Raw genomic sequence first — 18,316 nt, 5'->3', positions numbered from 1 at the left:
CTGTTCCGCGAAGAGATCGACGACGGACTCCAGCTCGTCGACCATATCGGCGCCTACCGGCACGACTACAACCACGTCCGCCCGCACGAAGCGATCGCCTGGAACCGACCCGCCGACGTATACGCAGGCACCGCCAACCCCACCATCCCCAACTTCGAAATCGAAGAATTCCTGCCAACTACTTGACGCGGGACAGTCGTCATTCGTCCTGCACCGGCTCAGGGATACCCACAACCGCCGTCGTCACCACGCAGCCCGGCTGCCCGTGAAGCGCCGCCTCCGGATATGTGAGTACGGCGATTGCATGGCTCAAGTCAGTCAGAACACTCTCCATCGCCGAAAGACGCTCGGCCGGGCCAGCATCCGCGTCGCCCGCCAGATGTTCTAGCGCGGCAATTTTGAGAGCATCAGCGTTATCAATCTCAATAACGATGGTCATAGGAATCGAATAGGTGGTCATACATCCTCCTCATCGGAACCGATACCGTACGTCGCCCCGAGAAAGCCGCGCTGCAGTTACTGCGATCCGGATGTGCCACAACGGGCCCGGAGACTGCGCATGAGAAGTCATGACAAGCAAAATCGCGCACTCCGAAGGCCAGCACGAGAACGTGAGACGAAGCCGCTGGGAAGACAGCTTCGACACCCTCTCGCGAGTCACTGACCGGCTGGGACGTCTACCGCGCACGCCAGCAGAGGCCGAACCGCGCCTGCTGATGTGGGTGACGAACCAACGCCGCGCGCTCAACCAGCCGCAACATCGTCAAGCCCGCTTGGAAGCACTACCCGGCTGGAGCTGGGACCCGAGAGCAGACCAATGGGAAACCCGGGCTGAGCACCTTTGCGACTTCATTTCGGCACACGGACGAGCACCCATCGTTCGCACTGCCGACCGACACGAACGTGCCCTCGCGTACTGGCTTTCGCGCCAACGCACCGCGCACGAAAACGGTGCACTGTCAGCCGAACGCAGCAAGATGCTTACCTGTGCGGTCCGTATGCTCAAAGCACCCAACGCGGATGATCTTGCTGTGCCCGTAGCCAAGCAGCTAGCGCGGCATTGACTCGGGGGCAATGTTGCCTGATTTCCTGCGCCGAGCATGTCAGATTTGTCGCGTTGGCGCCACCCCAAGCGACTGGTACGGTTGTGGGCGCGTAGAAGCCCCACCAGGTTTCTCGGCGAGCGTTATTCGTCGTGCCACCGTGCTTGTCTCTGAGGTATGTCGAGGCGATACCTTAATCGATCCGATTGCTTGGATCTGGGCGCGTCGTGGCTAGATGCACCACGTCGCCTCTCCGTCTCGAATGGGCAGCTCGTGGTTGTGACGAGCAGCAGGACTGTAAGCACTGCTGGCATCCAGCGGAGGCACACGTTAAAAGTACATAAGCGTCCCGAGCTGAGATACGATGGGGAGTCAAGGGTGGCTGTAACCACGCACCCGAAACTTCGCCGGGATCATCCCGTTCCATGTCAGATATGGCAACGGCAACGACGAATGTGGCTCTCGGGACTTCGCTCGTTCGAGCGCTCGGCCGAGACTCATGGGAGTGCGCATGGCAAGTGCCCACGTGGCCTCTGGGGACCGCACACAGGTGTTTACTCCCAGGCGTCTGGCGGAGCTCATGGCTGCTATGGCCGCCGAACATGTCCCGAATCACGCCACAGTTCTCGACCCTGGTGCGGGCGCTGGCGCGCTCACCGAAGCTGTTCTCGACTCGTTCAACAGTCCATTCAATATCGCTTTGGTAGAACGCGACGAGGTCTTCCATGAACACCTAGTTGAGCTTGTCGATGCCAAGGCGATGAGGTATCGCGGCGAGGCTGAAGTACATTCGGCAGACTTTCTTGAGCTCGCGCCACGCTGGATCAAGGAAGGTCGGAAGTTCACCCACGTAGTGATGAACCCGCCGTACCAACGAATACGTCCCGGTGACGACTCAGCCGCCAAACTGAGGGCACTTGGTGTGCGAACCCACAATCTATTTGCTGCCTTCATGTGGCTGTCGGTTGACCTACTTGAGGATGACGGCGTATTGGTTGCAGTTGTGCCGAGGTCGCTTCTGTCAGGTCTTCAGTACGCAGCTGCTCGCGAACATATTCTGGAACGGGCAGGCGTGTCTCATCTGCATCACTTCATAGACCGGCGGGGGGTGTTCGGGCGAGACTCGGTGCAGCAGGAAGTCGTCGTAGTGGCTCTCGTAAAAGGGCGGGCGCCCCTTGAGATACAGTTCTCCTACTCGGAGGGCTTGGATGACATCGACGGTGCACTCGCCCTACCGGCACGCCGATTCGGGCGGGGCCCAGTAGACCGGTATGTCATGGTCGTGCCGTCGCCCGGAAACTTGGATGGGCAACCGGGCGAGACATCACCGTTGTTGCCCCCTGGCGTATCGGTTTCCGTAGGGAGTGTGGTCGACTTTCGAGCGACCGCAGATATTAGCGCCGTTCCGGATGCGATCCCTCTAGTGGGTTCGGAAATCTTCTTCGCCCGACGTCATCTTCGACGGTGGCTTGCAAAGAATGTACGAACGGACAAGCACATCTTCCCTCCTGGGAACTATGTGGTGGTGCGCCGGATCTCGCCGACCGAATCGCCGAGGCGCTTACAAGCAATTCACATCGCTGCCCAGGGAGAAGAGTTCGCTCAAGGAGTGGCATTTGAGAATCACGTGTTGGTGCTGCACGCGGGCGGCAAGGGGCTGAGCGCCGCCCACTGTAGGGTATTGCTCAAGCGGCTATCGGATCCGCGGAATGACATACAGTTTCGTGAGCGCGGCGGAACGAACCAAGTGAACGCGGGCGACCTTCGCGCTTTGACTGTCGTGGAAGACTAGGAGTGAGCATGGGTATTGCATCCGATTCGCTGGAGGGGCTGCTCGATCGGCAACCAACACTTCAGACGATCACCTGGCTACTCAGCCTGCGTAAGTTCGGTCAATTGGACCTTAATCCGCCTTACCAGCGCAAGAGCGTTTGGACCCTTCGCGAGAAGCGGCGGTTCCTCGATACGGTCCTCAGGAACTACCCGAGTCCTGCAATCTTCCTTCATCGGAGTCTTGACGAGGAAGGAAACGCTACGTATCACGTCGTCGATGGGAAGCAGCGGCTTTCCACAATCCTTGACTTCTCCGACAACAAGCTCAGGCTCCCGAACGACTTTGGTGACGAGAGATTGGACAACCAGAACTGGAAAGGACTCGCGAACTTTCCGGCCGCGCGGAAGGCCTTCTGGAGCTACGAGCTGACCGTAGAGTTCATTGATGACGTACATGAACCGCTGGTCCGCGAAGTCTTCTCGCGCTTGAATCAGAACTCACGAAAGCTCGAGCGTCAAGAGCTCCGTCACGCGCGTTTCGATGGATGGTTGCTTGAGTTTGTCGAGTCTCAAGTTCAGGATGATGTCTGGAAGGAACTCAAGGTATCGACCCGTGCACGGTCGAAGCGCATGGCGGACGTACAACTACTGCTCGAATACGCGCAGCAGCTGATTGTCGGCGAGCCTGTCGGGTTCGACCAGGACGCGTTGGACGAATTGTGCGCAGCGTATAACGATGTTGACCTCTTTGAAGACTTTGATACCGACAGCTTCGAGGAGCTTTTCGAGTCTCTCGCGGCTCAGCTGCAGAACCTTGTGGAGCAGCAGTCGGATATTCTCAACTACCTAAGCTCGCGCAACAACTTCTACTCCGTGTGGGGACTCCTGGCGGCGGCTCGCAAGGCTGGTGAGGAAGTCGAGGCTGAGCGGCTTCTTGGGTTCCTACGGGGTGTTGAGAATCTTCGCACGGAGGAGAAGGAGAACCCTCAACGCAACCGCGAGAACGATGATCCGAACCTGTCGCGATACCTTGCGAATTCGATGGGCGCCGCTACGGAGGAACCACAACGCCTGGCTCGCCACGAGGCGATCTTAACCATCCTGCGATAGGGGTATGGCATGACTGTACCGTCGTCGCTTCGCACCGCGTACCGGGAACAGAAAGAACTTGCGGAACTGCTAAAGAAGGAGGTTGACGCATTCCTCCGGAGCGTCCCACCGGGGTGGTATGTCGAGTCGCGGGTCAAAGATGAGGAATCGTTCCATCAGAAGATGGAGACCGGCCGCTACCTCGACCCACTGCACTTGGAGGATTTCTTCGGTGCGATGGTCGTCGTTCCTCTCCCCTCGGATCTCCCAAAAGCAATTGATTTCGTCGAGACCTTCTTCGAGACGAAGTATCGGCGACCTTTAGACAGCGACGTCGCGCCACACCCGGCGTCCAGCTTTCAATTCAACGATCTGCGGCTTTACGGCACCCTTCGAGCGGATGACAGCCTACCCGCGAGTCCGATTGAAGAAATCGTATTCGAGATCCAGGTAAGAACCTTCTTTCAGCACGCTTGGAGTACCGCGACCCATGATCTTGTGTACAAGCACCCGAGGTTCAGCTGGGCGAGAAGTCGCGTTGCGGCGCAAGTGAAGGCGATGCTTGAAGTAGCCGAGATGAGTATTGACGCGATAGATGAGCTTGAATCGTCTCCTGTGCTTCCCCACTCGGGTTCCCCAGAGAATGGTCTCAACGAGCTTCTGAGTTTGGTGGAGTCACATTGGAATGGTGAAGACCTGCCTGCCAATCGCAAACGTATGACGGAAACTCTGTCGGAATTAGCGAAGGTGCTGAATCTTGATGTCGAGCATGTGTCCGAGCTACTAGAACGCGGGGCAAACGAGCTAGGAGGTCACCCCGCCGGATGGTCGCCCTACCAGTGTGTTGTCGACTACAGCAGTCGCTACGAAGCAGCGAAGCTTCTGAGTGCTCTCAGAAAAGGAGGCCCGAAGCGGAAGCTAATCTTTGTCGATCAGTCGGTGTTGGATCGACTCGGGGTATCTCTCAACGAATGCCCAGCAGCCGCACTCTGACACGACTTGGCAAGGCTCTTAGCGGTCCAGCTGTGGCGGAGCGACCTCGTGTCTCGAGCGAGTAGTGTGGCCGGGAGGATTTATCCGACGCCCCGACAGGATCTACGCTCGCGGTCGGCAGCTTAGCCCCCGCATTCCCGCCCCTCCCGAGGTTATGCGTACACCCCACAATGTGGTGAGTAGCGAGATCGCGCGCATGCTGATGCGGGGGCCGCGTGGGCGGCGAATGCTGATGCAGTTTGCGCTCGCATCGGAGCAGGCCGGGCCCGAACGCGAAGACACGTTTCTTAGGGCGGTGTTCAACGCCGCGCACCGGCTTGATGTCGGAGCCGGAACCTCGAGGGTGCTCATCGCTTTCGGCGAGGGGCCGCCCGAAATTCCAACGGTGATGCCCGACGAAGTCGCTACCCGGCTCGCGGCTGTTGAGCTCCTGCCCGTCACTCACGAACTCCTCGTGCAGTGCATTGCCGAAGCTGTCGATAGCGCGCGGTATTGGCAAGAGCCCGACGGCGAAGACGTTCTACTCGCGGCGCCCGATATGCAGCCAGCGCTCGAGCGCGTCGCGCAACACATCGCGGCATCGCCCGAAACGGTGTGGTGGCTCACACCGGTCGATCTCACCGACCAGTGGGCCATCGTATGGGACGGAACCACGGCGACGGCAATCTCTGCCGACCCACTCACCGTTCTCCGCGAACACCGAGCACGCTTCATTGAGCGCGAACGTGTTGCGGCTAGCGACCGCCCGACCGATCCGGCAGCGAAATTCACCGGTGACTGGTGGTCGACGCCACCACGGAGCATGGTGACGTCGACCCGCTCCATCACAGACCTCGGGCCCGTGGGGCTGGCCTGGGTTGAAGACGGCTTGGGCGGGGAGCGCGCGCAAGCCAAGCGCGTCGCAGCAACTCCAACCCGCACGGTTTTCGAGATTGACTCCCCTGATGCCTGGGCCGAACTGTGCCGCCGATTTCCCCTCGAGCAGACGGCGTCCAAGCGACAGGATTGGTACCGCACCACGGGCCGCGCCGGCCGCTGGGTGGTTCCCGACTGGGCACAGGTCGCCGAGCACTATGCGGGCATACATCTGCAGGTTGGTGCTTACCTATCGGCGGCGGGCACAGAAATTAGCGTCGATGACAACACATCAAGCGTCATCGCCGGCTGGGATCCCGATCAGACCTACTGGTTCTCACCAGACATTGCGTACGCGGGTGAAACCACCGCGTGGCACGTCACAGAGCACGGTAGTCGATGGCGCGCTGACCCGACTCCGTATTGATGTGAGTCTCCATGCCCGGCGCGATATCGGTGTTGTGGGCCGCCACCGTGATCCACGCATCGCCGCGTCGCTCGAGCACAAACGTGAAGATGCCGTCGCGCGGTCCGGCCACTTCGCCAGCGGGTGCGATCTGACCAACGATGTGCCAACGGCTCTGCACCACCGCGGCAGCATCGCCGAGCATGCGCACCCGAGGCGCACCCATCGTGATCACCGACCCCGTGAAGATCGTCGCGAACCCGTACGCGTGCGCTTCGCGAATGGCCGAGCGGTCGTGCCACCACAGCCCGACCACGTTCACAAATTCGGCGTCTTCGGCGAACAGCGCGGCAAGCGCATCGGCGTCGCCAGCGTTCCACGCGCGCTCCCATCCGGTGACCACGTCGATGGGTGAATGCACGGTGGCCTCCAGAAAATAGCGGAACCATTCCATCGTAGGCAGGAAGTGCGGGTAAGCGACGGCAAAAGAAGCACTCCCACATCCGCCTGATTTAGGGCCACAATGGGGTGAATCGCGTCTCGACGGGAGGCGCCGTGGGATTGGCTCAACGATGACCCAACCGCCGAACGCCGAGCAACCGTGGCCGCCCCACAGCATGCCGCAACAACCGGCCGCAGGGCAACAACCGCCCGCTGGCCAGCTGCCATTCGGTCAGCAGTCAGCCGCCCAGCACCAACCTTTCCCGGCTCAGCAGGCCGCGCCCCCGCCGGGCCCATACCCGGCACCGGCAAAGAAAAAGCCGAGCAAGCTCGAAGCTAACTTTGGTGTCACGCTTGCCGTGCTGCTCGGTATCGCGTCGATCGTGACCGCGTGGGCGTCGTTTCAGGCGTCCATTTACGACGGCAAAATGGCGGAGAAGAACACGCTCGCCGGTATCCTCGCCGCCGAAGCCGAATCGATGTATCTCGAGGCGAACTCCACATACCTCACCGACGCCGCAACCTTTGCCCGCATCACAGAGCTCACCGTGCAGGAGCAGTACGGCGATAGCTACACCGCAGATATCGCCCGCGAGACCCTCACTGTGCTCCTCTTTCAGTCGGTCTCTGATGACCTTTTGAACGCGATCGATTGGTCGAACGCCCAGAACGATCTCGACCCCGAGTCGTATGTTTCGCCGCAAGAGAGTGACGAATACCTGTCAGCACTCTTCGGCGGATACCAAGACACGAAGACGGCCGCAAACGAAGCGATGGAAGCCGCGGCGGTCTACAACGATCTCGGCGACCAACTCACCCTGGCGACGGTCATGCTCGCGATCTCGCTCTTCCTCTACGGCCTCGCCGCCGTCGTCAAATCATTCGACATGCGCCTCTTCCTCGCGGCGATCGCGACCCTCATTACCGTGATTGCGACCGCGATCGGCGTCTTCGCCATCATGCAGCCCACCCCGTAGCCGTGCACCGGCCCCCGCGATAGGGGTAGAAACCCGTGCCTATTGCCGCTATCTTCGGGGCATGACTGGGGGATCGCGTGTTCTGGGCTCACTCATCGTCGGCATAGCGAGCGTGACGATGCTCACCGGGTGCGTCGCGGCGCAAATTCCGGAAGCGGGCGGCGCCAGCTCGCCGCCGACGACAGCCCCACCGACGACGCCGGAAACGACGAAGCCCGCAGATAAACCGACCACCAAACCCACAGCCAAACCGACCGAAGAGCCGACCGCCGGATACGACGGCTGGGACTCGTTCGAAAGATGCGGTCACGAATACGGCGTCGACTGGCAGTGGATTGACGGATTCCCCGCTGGCGAGATGGAAGACAACGGGCTCATGCCGGCGTGCGGTGAGCTCTGGTTGGCATCTCGTGGGTCCAATGAGTCGCTCCTGAGCGTCAGGGTTGACGACGTGCCCGCCAACAAGATCGATGGCTTCGGTGATTCGCTCGCAGAGTCGGGTTACACCCTCGATTACGACTCGTTTGCCCCGGATCTTCCGCCCGACGAGGGCTTCTACGGCGTGCGAATTTACTACCTCGGAGGCGACACCGGGGCTGACGCCACCGGCATCGCGATTGAGGTCTACGGCGAAGACGTACACAACGACGAGTTCCAGATTTACGTCGACTTCTTCTCGCCAGAAACGCGCAAGCACCCGTAACGGTTCACACTCACACCGGAACCATCAGCGAGTGTGAAAGGATCATGCGGTGACTCGCTTGGTACGGTGCTCGATGGTGCAAGAGGTTGACCCACAGGTCGACCTGATTTTCTCGATTGCGGTACACCCGTCGCATCGTATTGAGAGCGAATCGCTGACGTTCACGATGGCCGGCGAACCCGTCGCTGCACGCGAGCTCATCAATGTTGACGGCGGTCGCCTGCACCGCGTCATCCCCAACGCTGGGCTCCTCGAAATTGAGTACCAGGCAACCGTCGGCCACCCGGCCGCAGCGGAGCCGATCACCGAGACCGGGCTCATGCAGTACCAGCGCCCGAGCCGCTATGCCGAATCTGACGTGCTGTTCCGGCACGCCCGTTCCCTCTTCACCGGCCTCACTGGTTCCGCTCTCCTCAACGCCGTCGCCGAGTACGTGAATACGACGCTGACCTACTCGCCGGCGAACACGACGCCGACCGACTCTGCCGTCACAACGCTCAACACGCAGCACGGCGTATGCCGCGACTTTTCACACCTCACAATCGCATTGCTGCGCGCGATGGACGTACCCACCCGCTACGTTGCCTGCTACGCCCCGGGCCTCGTGCCGATGGACTTCCACGCCGTCACCGAAGCGTTCGTCGACGGCGCCTGGCACGTGGTCGACACCACCGGCCTCACCGACCCGACGGCCCTCGTGCGCATCTCGTCAGGCCGCGACGCAGCTGACTGTGCTTTCTTGACGTTCCACGGTGGTTCCGCTCGCCTCCAGCGCATGCGCATTGATGCGTGGGTGCAGCAGGGGGAGGAGCGCATCGACCCGTCGCCGCTCGCCTTTGATCGCTCGCGCCTCGCACGCATTTCCTGACGCGGAACCAGGGCACAGGCCCGAGGGATCGACGGCTTAGAATAGAAAGACTATGAGTCCTGCAGATCTTTCCTCCGCCCTTCTCGCCGTCGTCGCCCCGATTGTGCGTCAGCGACCGGGCGGTGAAGACCTGCTGTTGACCCCGGATGACATCATTCTGGAGCGTCCGAAGAACCGCGACCACGGTGACTGGTCGACCAACATCGCCATGAAGCTCGCGAAGCGCGTCGGCATGAACCCGCGCGAACTCGCGCAGGGCATTGCCGATGAGGCTGCGAAGATCGATGGCATCGCCTTGGTCGAGATCGCCGGCCCCGGCTTCATTAACCTGCGCCTTGACGCCGCAACTGCCGGTCAGCTGGCACACACGATCGTGACCGCTGGTGCGGCATTCGGAACCAATGATTCTCGCGTTGGCGAGAACATCAACCTCGAGTTCGTGTCGGCAAACCCGACCGGCCCGATTCACCTCGGCGGTACCCGTTGGGCCGCCGTCGGTGACTCGCTCGCACGCCTCTTGCAGGCGAGTGGCGCACAGGTCACGCGGGAGTACTACTTCAACGACCACGGTGCGCAGATCGACCGTTTCGCGCGCTCGCTCGTTGCCAGCTACCTCGGCGAGCCGACGCCGGAAGACGGCTACGGCGGAGAGTACATTTCCGACATCAAGGACCGCGTTGTCGCGGCTTACGACGGCGACCTTTCGGCGCTGAGCCCCGAGGCACTGCAAGAGGCGTTCCGTCACGAGGGCGTCGAGCTCATGTTCGCCGACATTAAGACGTCACTGCACGAGTTCGGTGTCGACTTTGACGTGTACTTCCACGAGAACGAACTGCACGAGACCGGTGCTGTTGAGCGCGCAATCCAGCGCCTGAAGGACGCCGGTCACATGTTCGAGCAGGACGGCGCCCTGTGGCTGCGTTCGACCGACTTCGGTGACGACAAGGACCGCGTCGTCATCAAGAGCGACGGCAACCCCGCGTACATTTCGGGTGACATCGCCTACTACCTGAACAAGCGCGAGCGCGGCTTCAACCGTTGCATCATCATGCTCGGCGCCGACCACCACGGCTACGTACAGCGCCTCATGGCGATGACCGCAGCCTTCGGCGACGAGCCGTACGTCAACCACCAGATTCTCATCGGCCAGATGGTCAACCTGGTGCGCAACGGCGAAGCCGTTCGTATGTCGAAGCGTGCCGGAACCGTTGTCACACTCGAAGACCTCGTGGAGATCGTCGGTGTTGACGCCGCCCGGTACGCCCTCGTGCGTTCGAGCACCGACTCGAACCTTGACATTGATCTTGACCAGCTGCAGAAGCGCACGAACGACAACCCGGTGTTCTACGTGCAGTATGCCCACGCCCGTACGCACAACGTTGCCCGCAACGCGGCAGACTCGGGCGTTGACCGCTCGGTCTTCGCACCCGAAACGCTGACGCACGAAACCGAAGCTGCGCTCCTCGGTGCGTTGCAGGAGTTCCCGCGCGTCGTGTCGTACGCCGCAGAATCCCGCGAACCGCACCGTGTGGCTCGATACCTCGAAGAGGTCGCCGGCCTCTACCACCGCTGGTACGACAACTGCCGCGTCACGCCGCAGGGCAACGACCCGATCGAGCCGGTGCACCACACCCGACTGTGGCTCAACGATGCCGCCGGCCAGGTGTTGCGCAACGGCCTGACGCTCCTCGGTGTCAGCGCACCGGAGCGCATGTAACATCTCCGCACAAAGGGCCAGACACGCGTCTGGCCCTTCGTCGTCTCCGCTCGATTCCGCTGGGTGAGTCAATGCGTGTCATCCGATTCAAGCCGGTGGGTCATCTGTCCTAGACTTGCTTCACCCGCGCGCGAGAGACCTCCGTGCCGGGTACTCCTCCCACGATTGGTAGCCCGTGTCATCCGCTATGCCCGCAACCTTTGCCCCTGACTGGCTCGTTGAGCCCGCCGACGTCAATGAGCTGCCAAGCAAGGTGTGGCCGCGTCGCACGACACGCGCCGAATCGGGTGAGATCACGATCGGCGGTGCGTCTGCGAGTGCGCTGGTTGCCCAGTACGGAACCCCGGTGCTGGTGCTCGACGAGCAGGAGATTCGCGACCGCGCGGCTGAGACCGTCGCCGCGTTCACCGAAGCTGTGGCGGCACACAACGCCGCTGTCACCGTCTACTACGCGGGCAAGGCGTTTCTCTCGACGCACATCGCCCGCTGGGTAACCGAAGCCGGACTCAACGTTGATGTTTGCTCCGGCGGTGAACTCGCCGTCGCGCTCGCGGCAGGAGTTGACCCCGCACGAATCGGCTTCCACGGCAATAACAAGTCAGACGCCGAGATCGATCGCGCCGTGGCGGTGGGCATCGGAACCATTGTCATCGACTCGTTTGAAGAGGTTGATCGCGTCGCGGCGGCTGCGGCACAAGCAGGCACCCGCCAGCGCGTCCTCGTGCGCGTCAATAGCGGTGTGCACGCTGAGACCCACGACTTCCTTGCCACCGCGCACGAAGACCAGAAGTTTGGCATCACGTTGCGCGACGCCCCCCGCGTTGTCGCCGCCATCCGCGCCCACTCCTCGCTCGAGTTTCGCGGCTTGCACTGCCACATTGGTTCGCAAATCTTTGGCTCCAGCGGCTTCCGTGAATCCGCGCGCCGCATGGTTGCCGCGCACGCTGAGCTACTGGCCGGGGGAGAGGCTCCACAGCTGAACCTGGGTGGTGGCTTCGGTATCGCCTACACCTCGATCGACGACCCGGCGCCGATTGCCGACCTCGCGCGCGAAATCGTTGATGCGGTCGCCGAAGAGTGCGTTGCTCGCGGCATCGCTATCCCGCACCTGTCGTTTGAGCCCGGCCGTTCCATCGTCGGCACCGCCGGTGTCACGCTCTACAGCGTCGGAACCACAAAAGAAGTCACCGTTGATACGCCCGAGGGTGAGCGCATGCGCCGTTATATCAGCGTCGACGGCGGTATGAGCGACAACGCGCGCACTGCCCTCTATGGCGCGCAGTACTCGGCGCGCCTCGCGAACCGCACCTCTGGTTCCGCCGCACAGCTGAGCCGTGTCGTTGGTATGCACTGCGAGTCTGGCGACATCGTTGTCGACAACGAATACTTGCCCGCCGATGCCACCCGCGGCGACCTTATCGCTGTGCCCGCAACCGGCGCCTACTGCGCGTCGCTGGCCAGCAACTACAACCACGTTCCACGCCCGCCCGTCATCGCCGTACGCGTCGGCGAAGCCCGAATCTTGGTGCGCGGCGAAACGATTGACGATCTGCTGGCGCGTGACGCCGGCGCAGATGAAGGAGAAGCATGATCGACTACCGACGATTGCGTGTTGCCCTGCTCGGTGCTGGAGCCGTAGGGTCACAGGTCGCCGGGCTCCTGCTCAAGCACCGCGCTGAGCTGGCAGACCGTGCCGGAGCCGACCTCGAACTGGTGGGCATTGCCGTTCGCGACACCACCGCGCCGCGTGATGTTGAGCTTCCGCAGGAGCTGTTCACGACCGATGCCGAGTCGCTCATTCTTGGTGCCGACATCGTCATCGAGCTGATGGGTGGTATTGAGCCTGCCCGCTCGAACATTCTGCAGGCGATTAACTCCGGCGCCGACATCGTCACCGCCAACAAGGCGCTGCTTGCCACCCACGGCCCCGAGATCTTCGATGCTGCCGACCAGGTGGGCGCTTCGGTGTACTACGAGGCCGCCGCTGCCGGTGCGATTCCGATCATTCGCCCGCTCCGTGACTCGCTCGCCGGTGACCGCGTCAACCGCATCATGGGCATCGTCAACGGAACCACGAACTACATCCTCGACCGCATGGACACCGAGGGTGCTGACTTTGGTGACGTGCTGAAGCAGGCGCAAGACCTCGGGTACGCCGAGGCCGACCCGACCGCCGACATTGAGGCGTACGACGCCGCACAGAAGGCCGCGATTCTTGCGAGCCTCGCCTTCCACACCACGGTGCCGCTCGAAGCGGTGCACCGCGAAGGCATCACGTCAATCGATGCCGCCATGATCGAGTCGGCTCGCAAGGCTGGCATGGTCATCAAGCTGCTTGCCGTGTGTGAGCGTCTGGCCGGCACCGACGACGAGGGTGAATCGATTTCGGTGCGCGTGTACCCGGCGCTTATTCACCGCTCGCACCCGCTTGCGAGTGTGCACGGCGCGAACAACGCTGTCTTCGTTGAGGCTGAGGCCGCGGGCTCGCTCATGTTCTACGGCGCTGGCGCCGGTGGTGTGCAGACCGCATCTGCCGTGCTGGGTGACGTCGTTTCGGCCGCTCGCCGCCACGTCGCCGGTGGCGTCGGCGTCGGCGAGTCGACCCGCGCCAACCTGCCCATTGTTCCGATCGGGCGCGTCACCACGCGTTACCACATCACCCTCGAGGTGACGGATGAGGCTGGCGTGTTGGCAACGGTCGCGAGCATCCTGAGCGAAGGCGGTGTATCGGTTGCCACCGTTGAGCAGACGGTGGAACCGGGTGACGGAACCGCGCGACTCGTGATCGGAACACACACGGCGCAAGAGTCTGACTTGAGCAGCACGGTTGAAGCGCTCGCTGCCAGCGCCGTTGTTCGCCGCGTGGTTTCGGTGTTGCGCGTTGAAGGAGACTGACGTGATCGGACGCACCGTTGCTGTGCGGGTTCCTGCGACGAGCGCCAACCTCGGCCCGGGCTTTGACACCCTCGGCCTCGCGCTGAGCGTCTACGACGAACTCACCGTTGAAGAAGCGCCTGCTGGCGTTCTCGAGATCAACGTGACCGGTGCCGGTGCTGCAGATGTGCCGCGCGACGCGTCGCACCTCGTGGTGCGAGCCATTGCCTACACTTACGAGTCGGTCGGCCGCACGATGCCGGGCCTGAAGCTCACGGCACACAACGTGATTCCGCACGGTCGCGGTATGGGGTCATCCGGCGCAGCCGTTGTCGCTGGCATTTTGGCAGCGAAGGGTCTGCTCGAAGGCGACATCGCGTTCAGCGATGAAGACCTCCTGCGCATCGCCACGGAGATGGAGGGGCACCCCGACAACGTCGCACCGGCGCTGTTCGGTGGCCTCACGATTGCGTGGACGACGCCCGACGGCCCGATGCACAAGAAGCTTCTCGTGCACCGTGGCGTTTCGCCCCTCGTGTTCGTGCCCGACTACACGATGTCGACGAAGCTCGCCCGTAGCCTGCAGCCAGACTCGGTGCCGCGTGAAGACGCCGTCTTCAACGTTTCCCGCTCCGCACTCTTGATCGCTGCGCTAACGCAGTCGCCCGAGCTATTGCTCGCTGCGACCGAAGACAAGCTCCACCAGGATTACCGAGCGCAGGCAATGTTGCCGACGATCGGTCTCGTGCAGGCACTGCGTGCTGAAGGGTATGCGGCTGTGGTGTCGGGTGCTGGCCCCTCGGTGCTGGTCTTGGCAGACGGCCCCGGTAAACGTCAGGCCGCAGCCGAAATCGCGAATGACGTTTCTGGCGCGACATGGGAGCCCCTCATGCTCGCTGTCGATTTTAAAGGTGGTACAGTGAGGGACGTAACGGGGGATTCCGCGCTCACTGCGTGATCTGACCCCCATCGCAATCTGCGAACCTCTGCACTACCCCCTGGAACACCAGACTTCGTCGTGTGTCGAGAAGGCTGTAGGCAGATGAAAGATAATCCCAATTAGAGGAGAACTCGTGGAGTCAAACTCCGAGATCGAAACCACACCTGCGGATTCGCAGGTGGCAGCAGACGCTGCGCCCGTGAAGAAGCGTGCACCGCGGCGTGCAACGACGGCCACGGTGAAGACGGCAGAAGCTACGGCCGAGGCGCCTGCGGCCGAGGTTGCTGCGGCTCCGGCCGCTGCGGCTCCGGCAGCTGACGCCGCGCCTGCAGCTGACGCTGAGGCTCCGACCAAGGCCCCGCGTAAGCGCCCCGTGCGCAAGACCGCGGCGAAGCCGGCGGCAGACGCTGATGCTCCGGCAGACGGCGTCCCGGCAGGTGACGCTCCTGCTGAGACTGCCGCGGCTGCTGAGGCTCCGGCCGCTCTGGCCGCTCCGGCAAAGCGCACCACGAAGGCTGCAGCGGCTGCTGCCGCTGCAGAAGCCGCTGACGCTCCCTTCGCCGAAGCCGCAACCGATGGTTCCGCTTCTGACGAGGCAGCCCCGGTGAAGAAGCCGAGCCGCTCGCGCAAGAAGCCGGTTGCCGCTGAGGCAACCGAGGCTCCCGCAGAAAAGGCAACCGACGCCGCAGACGCGCCGGCCGCCGCACCCGCTGAAGCAGCGGCTGAGTCCGCATCGGAGACGCCCTCCGCTGACGGCGAGCAGGCATCGACCGAGGGGGGCGAATCCGAAGGCGGCCGTAGCCGCAGCCGGAGCCGCAACCGCAACCGCAACCGCAACGAGCGTGACGGCGGTAGCAATGGTTCCGGAACCAGCAACAACGGTGGTCAGAACAACGCCCAGAACAACGGTGGTAACGACCGCAACAACAACAGCAGCAACAACCAGGATGACGAGGCCGGCTCGAACCGTAACCGTCAGCGCAACAAGCGCCGTTCGAACACGCAGAACGACGAGTTTGAGCCGGAGATCGGTGAAGACGACGTTCTGATTCCGATCGCCGGTGTGCTGGATGTTCTCGACAACTACGCGTTCGTGCGCACATCGGGCTACCTGCCCGGTACGAGCGACGTTTACGTTTCGCTCGGCCAGGTCAAGAAGTACAACCTGCGCAAGGGTGACGCCATCGTCGGTGCGATCAAGCAGCCGCGCGAAGGTGAGCAGTCGGGCCGTCAGAAGTACAACGCTCTCGTCAAGGTGGACTCGATCAACGGCCTGTCGGTGGAAGACGCCGCGAACCGTGTTGAGTTCGGCAAGCTGACGCCGCTGTACCCGCAGGAGCGCCTGCGCCTGGAGACGGGTGCCGAGAAGCTCACGCAGCGCATCATCGACCTGGTGGCTCCGATTGGTAAGGGCCAGCGTGGCCTGATCGTGGCACCGCCGAAGGCCGGTAAGACGATCGTGCTGCAGCAGATCGCCAACGCGATCGCTACGAACAACCCTGAGGTTCACCTCATGGTGGTGCTCGTTGACGAGCGCCCTGAAGAGGTCACCGACATGCAGCGCACGGTCAAGGGTGAAGTTATTGCTTCGACCTTCGACCGTCCGGCTGAAGACCACACGACGGTTGCGGAGCTCGCCATTGAGCGCGCCAAGCGCCTCGTTGAGCTGGGTCGCGACGTCGTCGTGCTGCTCGACTCGATCACGCGCCTCGGCCGTGCCTACAACCTGGCTGCTCCCACCTCGGGTCGTGTGCTCTCCGGTGGCGTTGACGCCTCGGCCCTGTACCCACCCAAGCGCTTCTTCGGTGCGGCTCGCAACATCGAAAACGGTGGCTCGCTGACGATCCTCGCGACCGCTCTCGTTGAGACCGGTTCCAAGATGGACGAGGTCATCTTCGAAGAGTTCAAGGGCACCGGTAACTCCGAGCTGCGCCTGAGCCGTCAGCTCGCTGACAAGCGCATCTTCCCGGCCGTTGACGTCAACGCATCGTCGACGCGTCGCGAAGAAATGCTGCTGTCGCCTGACGAGGTCAAGATCACGTGGAAGCTGCGTCGTGCCCTCGCGGGCCTTGACACCCAGCAGGCCCTCGAGGTCGTGCTCGGCAAGCTCAGCGACACCCAGTCGAACGTTGAGTTCTTGGTGCAGATGCAGAAGTCGATGCCGGCTGTTGCTGGCGGCGCATCGCACGCTCACGAGAACAACATTCGCTAATGTTCGAGTCTGTTCAGGCCCTTCTCGACGAGCACAAGCTTGTCGAGAAGGAACTGTCTGACCCCGAAGTTCACGCCGACGCTGCCCGCGCCAAACGCGTCAACCGTCGCTACGCCGAGCTCAACAAGATCGTCCACGCGCACGGCGCATGGATCGCCGCTGGCGACGATCTGGAGGCCGCTCGCGAACTGGCGAAGGAAGACGAAGCATTCGCGGAGGAGCTTCCGGCGCTGGAAGAGGGTCTGGCCCAGGCGCAGGAGAAGCTGCGCCGTCTGCTGATCCCGCGCGACCCGGATGACGCTCGTGACGTAATCATGGAGATCAAGGCCGGTGAGGGTGGCGCCGAAAGCGCTCTGTTCGCCGCCGACCTCCTGCGCATGTACTCGCAATACGCGGCTCACCGCGGCTGGAAGACCGAGCTACTCGAGCACAACGAGAGCGACCTGGGCGGATACAAAGACGTTCAGATCGCTATCAAGGGCAACTCCACCGACCCGTCGCAGGGCGTGTGGGCGCACCTCAAGTACGAGGGCGGCGTGCACCGCGTGCAACGTGTTCCTGCCACCGAGTCGCAGGGCCGCATTCACACCTCGACCACCGGCGTGCTGGTGTTCCCCGAGGTTGATGAGCCCGAAGAGATTCACATCGACCAGAACGACCTGAAGATCGACGTATACCGTTCGTCGGGCCCGGGTGGTCAGTCGGTGAACACGACAGACTCGGCTGTGCGCATCACCCACGTTCCCACCGGAATCGTGGTCTCGATGCAGAACGAGAAGAGCCAGCTACAGAACCGTGAGGCCGGTATGCGCGTGCTGCGTGCACGCCTGCTCGCACGCCAGCAGGAAGAACTCGCGGCTGCGGCGTCTGACGCCCGCAAGTCGCAGATTCGTGGCATGGACCGCTCCGAGCGCATCCGCACGTACAACTTCCCGGAGAACCGCATCGCGGATCACCGCACCGGGTACAAGGCGTACAACCTGGACCAGGTCATGGACGGTGCCATCGGGCCGATCATCGAGTCGTGCATTTCGGCCGATGAAGAGGAGCGCCTCGCCGCTATCGGCGACAACGACTGATCGAGCGCACGATGAGGTTTGAATACGTGTCGCGTGCGGTAGTGCGCGTGCCCGTCGTCTGCCTCACCGTGCTCGCTCTTTCTATCGTCGGGTACAGCCTGCGCTGGTACTCACTCGTTATCGTGATGATGGTGCTCGTCGCAATCGTGCTGGCGTTTCCGGCATGGTCAGGCGCCATCGTTTCGCGCATGTGGACGTGCCCGTCGTGCGGCAAACCGCTGCCGATCACGTTTCGGTTCGGCCTCGTGTTGCCCGCCGAAGTGACCTTCTGCCCGCGTTGTGAAGCTCCACTGCGCACGCCCCTCGAGGCGGCGTAACCCACCGCACGACGCTGTGCCGCGTGCCG

At 62.5% G+C, this 18,316-nt stretch carries 17 protein-coding genes and 1 pseudogene; 16 read left to right on the top strand and 2 right to left on the bottom strand.

Annotated elements, in window-relative coordinates; genetic code table 11:
• Positions 1-186 (top strand): annotated as a pseudogene (locus ACQUSY_RS11600) (transposase); the annotation flags it as partial.
• Positions 187-199: 13 nt separating this feature from the next.
• Here the strand turns inward: ACQUSY_RS11600 and ACQUSY_RS11595 are convergent.
• On the bottom strand, positions 200-460 hold the full coding sequence (locus ACQUSY_RS11595) for a hypothetical protein (RefSeq protein ID WP_428904635.1): 261 nt from the start codon (positions 458-460) through the stop codon (positions 200-202).
• 109 nt (positions 461-569) lie between these two features.
• Here ACQUSY_RS11595 and ACQUSY_RS11590 point away from each other — a divergent pair, with 109 nt between their 5' ends.
• From ACQUSY_RS11590 to ACQUSY_RS11570, 5 genes are all read left to right on the top strand, one after another.
• Positions 570-1,064 carry a helicase associated domain-containing protein gene (locus ACQUSY_RS11590; RefSeq protein WP_428904634.1) on the top strand — a complete coding sequence of 165 codons (495 nt, stop codon included), beginning with the start codon at positions 570-572 and terminating at the stop codon, positions 1,062-1,064.
• A 559-nt stretch (positions 1,065-1,623) separates the two neighbouring features.
• Entirely contained in the window at positions 1,624-2,835 is a 1,212-nt protein-coding gene (locus tag ACQUSY_RS11585; protein ID WP_428904633.1) for an Eco57I restriction-modification methylase domain-containing protein, read from the top strand.
• Between the two features lie 8 nt (positions 2,836-2,843).
• Complete coding sequence (locus ACQUSY_RS11580; RefSeq protein WP_428904632.1) at positions 2,844-3,926, top strand: DUF262 domain-containing protein; 1,083 nt, start codon at positions 2,844-2,846, stop codon at positions 3,924-3,926.
• Between the two features lie 9 nt (positions 3,927-3,935).
• Positions 3,936-4,898, top strand: a complete 963-nt coding sequence (locus ACQUSY_RS11575; protein ID WP_428904631.1) for a RelA/SpoT domain-containing protein — start codon at positions 3,936-3,938, stop codon at positions 4,896-4,898.
• Between the two features lie 175 nt (positions 4,899-5,073).
• Positions 5,074-6,180 (top strand): hypothetical protein, encoded by a 1,107-nt coding sequence (locus ACQUSY_RS11570; protein WP_428904630.1) that lies wholly within the window; start codon positions 5,074-5,076, stop codon positions 6,178-6,180.
• Here ACQUSY_RS11570 and ACQUSY_RS11565 read toward each other — a convergent pair.
• A complete protein-coding gene (locus ACQUSY_RS11565) occupies positions 6,134-6,580 on the bottom strand; it encodes an SgcJ/EcaC family oxidoreductase (RefSeq protein WP_428904629.1) in 447 nt (148 codons plus the stop codon). The genes ACQUSY_RS11570 and ACQUSY_RS11565 overlap by 47 nt on opposite strands.
• A 151-nt stretch (positions 6,581-6,731) precedes the next feature.
• On the opposite strand from ACQUSY_RS11565, the gene ACQUSY_RS11560 reads away from it, so the two are divergent.
• From ACQUSY_RS11560 to ACQUSY_RS11515, 10 genes are all read left to right on the top strand, one after another.
• Positions 6,732-7,577, top strand: coding sequence for a hypothetical protein (locus ACQUSY_RS11560; RefSeq protein ID WP_428904628.1), 846 nt, complete (start codon positions 6,732-6,734; stop codon positions 7,575-7,577).
• Positions 7,578-7,638: 61 nt separating this feature from the next.
• The gene (locus ACQUSY_RS11555) at positions 7,639-8,280 is read left to right on the top strand and encodes a hypothetical protein (protein ID WP_428904627.1); all 642 of its coding nucleotides are present in this window, start codon (positions 7,639-7,641) and stop codon (positions 8,278-8,280) included.
• A 49-nt stretch (positions 8,281-8,329) separates the two neighbouring features.
• Positions 8,330-9,148, top strand: coding sequence for a transglutaminase-like domain-containing protein (locus tag ACQUSY_RS11550; protein ID WP_428904626.1), 819 nt, complete (start codon positions 8,330-8,332; stop codon positions 9,146-9,148).
• A 52-nt stretch (positions 9,149-9,200) separates the two neighbouring features.
• Positions 9,201-10,865, top strand: a complete 1,665-nt coding sequence (gene argS / locus ACQUSY_RS11545; RefSeq protein WP_428904625.1) for an arginine--tRNA ligase — start codon at positions 9,201-9,203, stop codon at positions 10,863-10,865.
• 175 nt (positions 10,866-11,040) lie between these two features.
• A complete protein-coding gene (gene lysA, locus ACQUSY_RS11540; RefSeq protein WP_428904624.1) occupies positions 11,041-12,456 on the top strand; it encodes a diaminopimelate decarboxylase in 1,416 nt (471 codons plus the stop codon).
• Positions 12,453-13,760 (top strand): homoserine dehydrogenase, encoded by a 1,308-nt coding sequence (locus tag ACQUSY_RS11535; RefSeq protein WP_428904623.1) that lies wholly within the window; start codon positions 12,453-12,455, stop codon positions 13,758-13,760. Before lysA ends, ACQUSY_RS11535 begins: the two co-directional genes overlap by 4 nt.
• Before the next feature lies 1 nt (position 13,761).
• The gene (thrB, locus tag ACQUSY_RS11530; protein ID WP_428904622.1) at positions 13,762-14,697 is read left to right on the top strand and encodes a homoserine kinase; all 936 of its coding nucleotides are present in this window, start codon (positions 13,762-13,764) and stop codon (positions 14,695-14,697) included.
• Between the two features lie 115 nt (positions 14,698-14,812).
• Positions 14,813-16,891, top strand: a complete 2,079-nt coding sequence (gene rho, locus ACQUSY_RS11525; RefSeq protein ID WP_428904621.1) for a transcription termination factor Rho — start codon at positions 14,813-14,815, stop codon at positions 16,889-16,891.
• Positions 16,891-17,970 (top strand): peptide chain release factor 1, encoded by a 1,080-nt coding sequence (gene prfA, locus ACQUSY_RS11520; protein ID WP_428904620.1) that lies wholly within the window; start codon positions 16,891-16,893, stop codon positions 17,968-17,970. Before rho ends, prfA begins: the two co-directional genes overlap by 1 nt.
• Positions 17,971-17,981: 11 nt before the next feature.
• Positions 17,982-18,287, top strand: a complete 306-nt coding sequence (locus ACQUSY_RS11515; RefSeq protein WP_428904619.1) for a hypothetical protein — start codon at positions 17,982-17,984, stop codon at positions 18,285-18,287.
• Positions 18,288-18,316 lie beyond the last annotated feature (29 nt).

The sequence above is a fragment of the Microbacterium daqui genome (assembly GCF_050408675.1).
In the GTDB taxonomy this organism is placed as follows: domain Bacteria; phylum Actinomycetota; class Actinomycetes; order Actinomycetales; family Microbacteriaceae; genus Microbacterium.
This window is presented reverse-complemented; position numbering and strand designations above follow the sequence as displayed.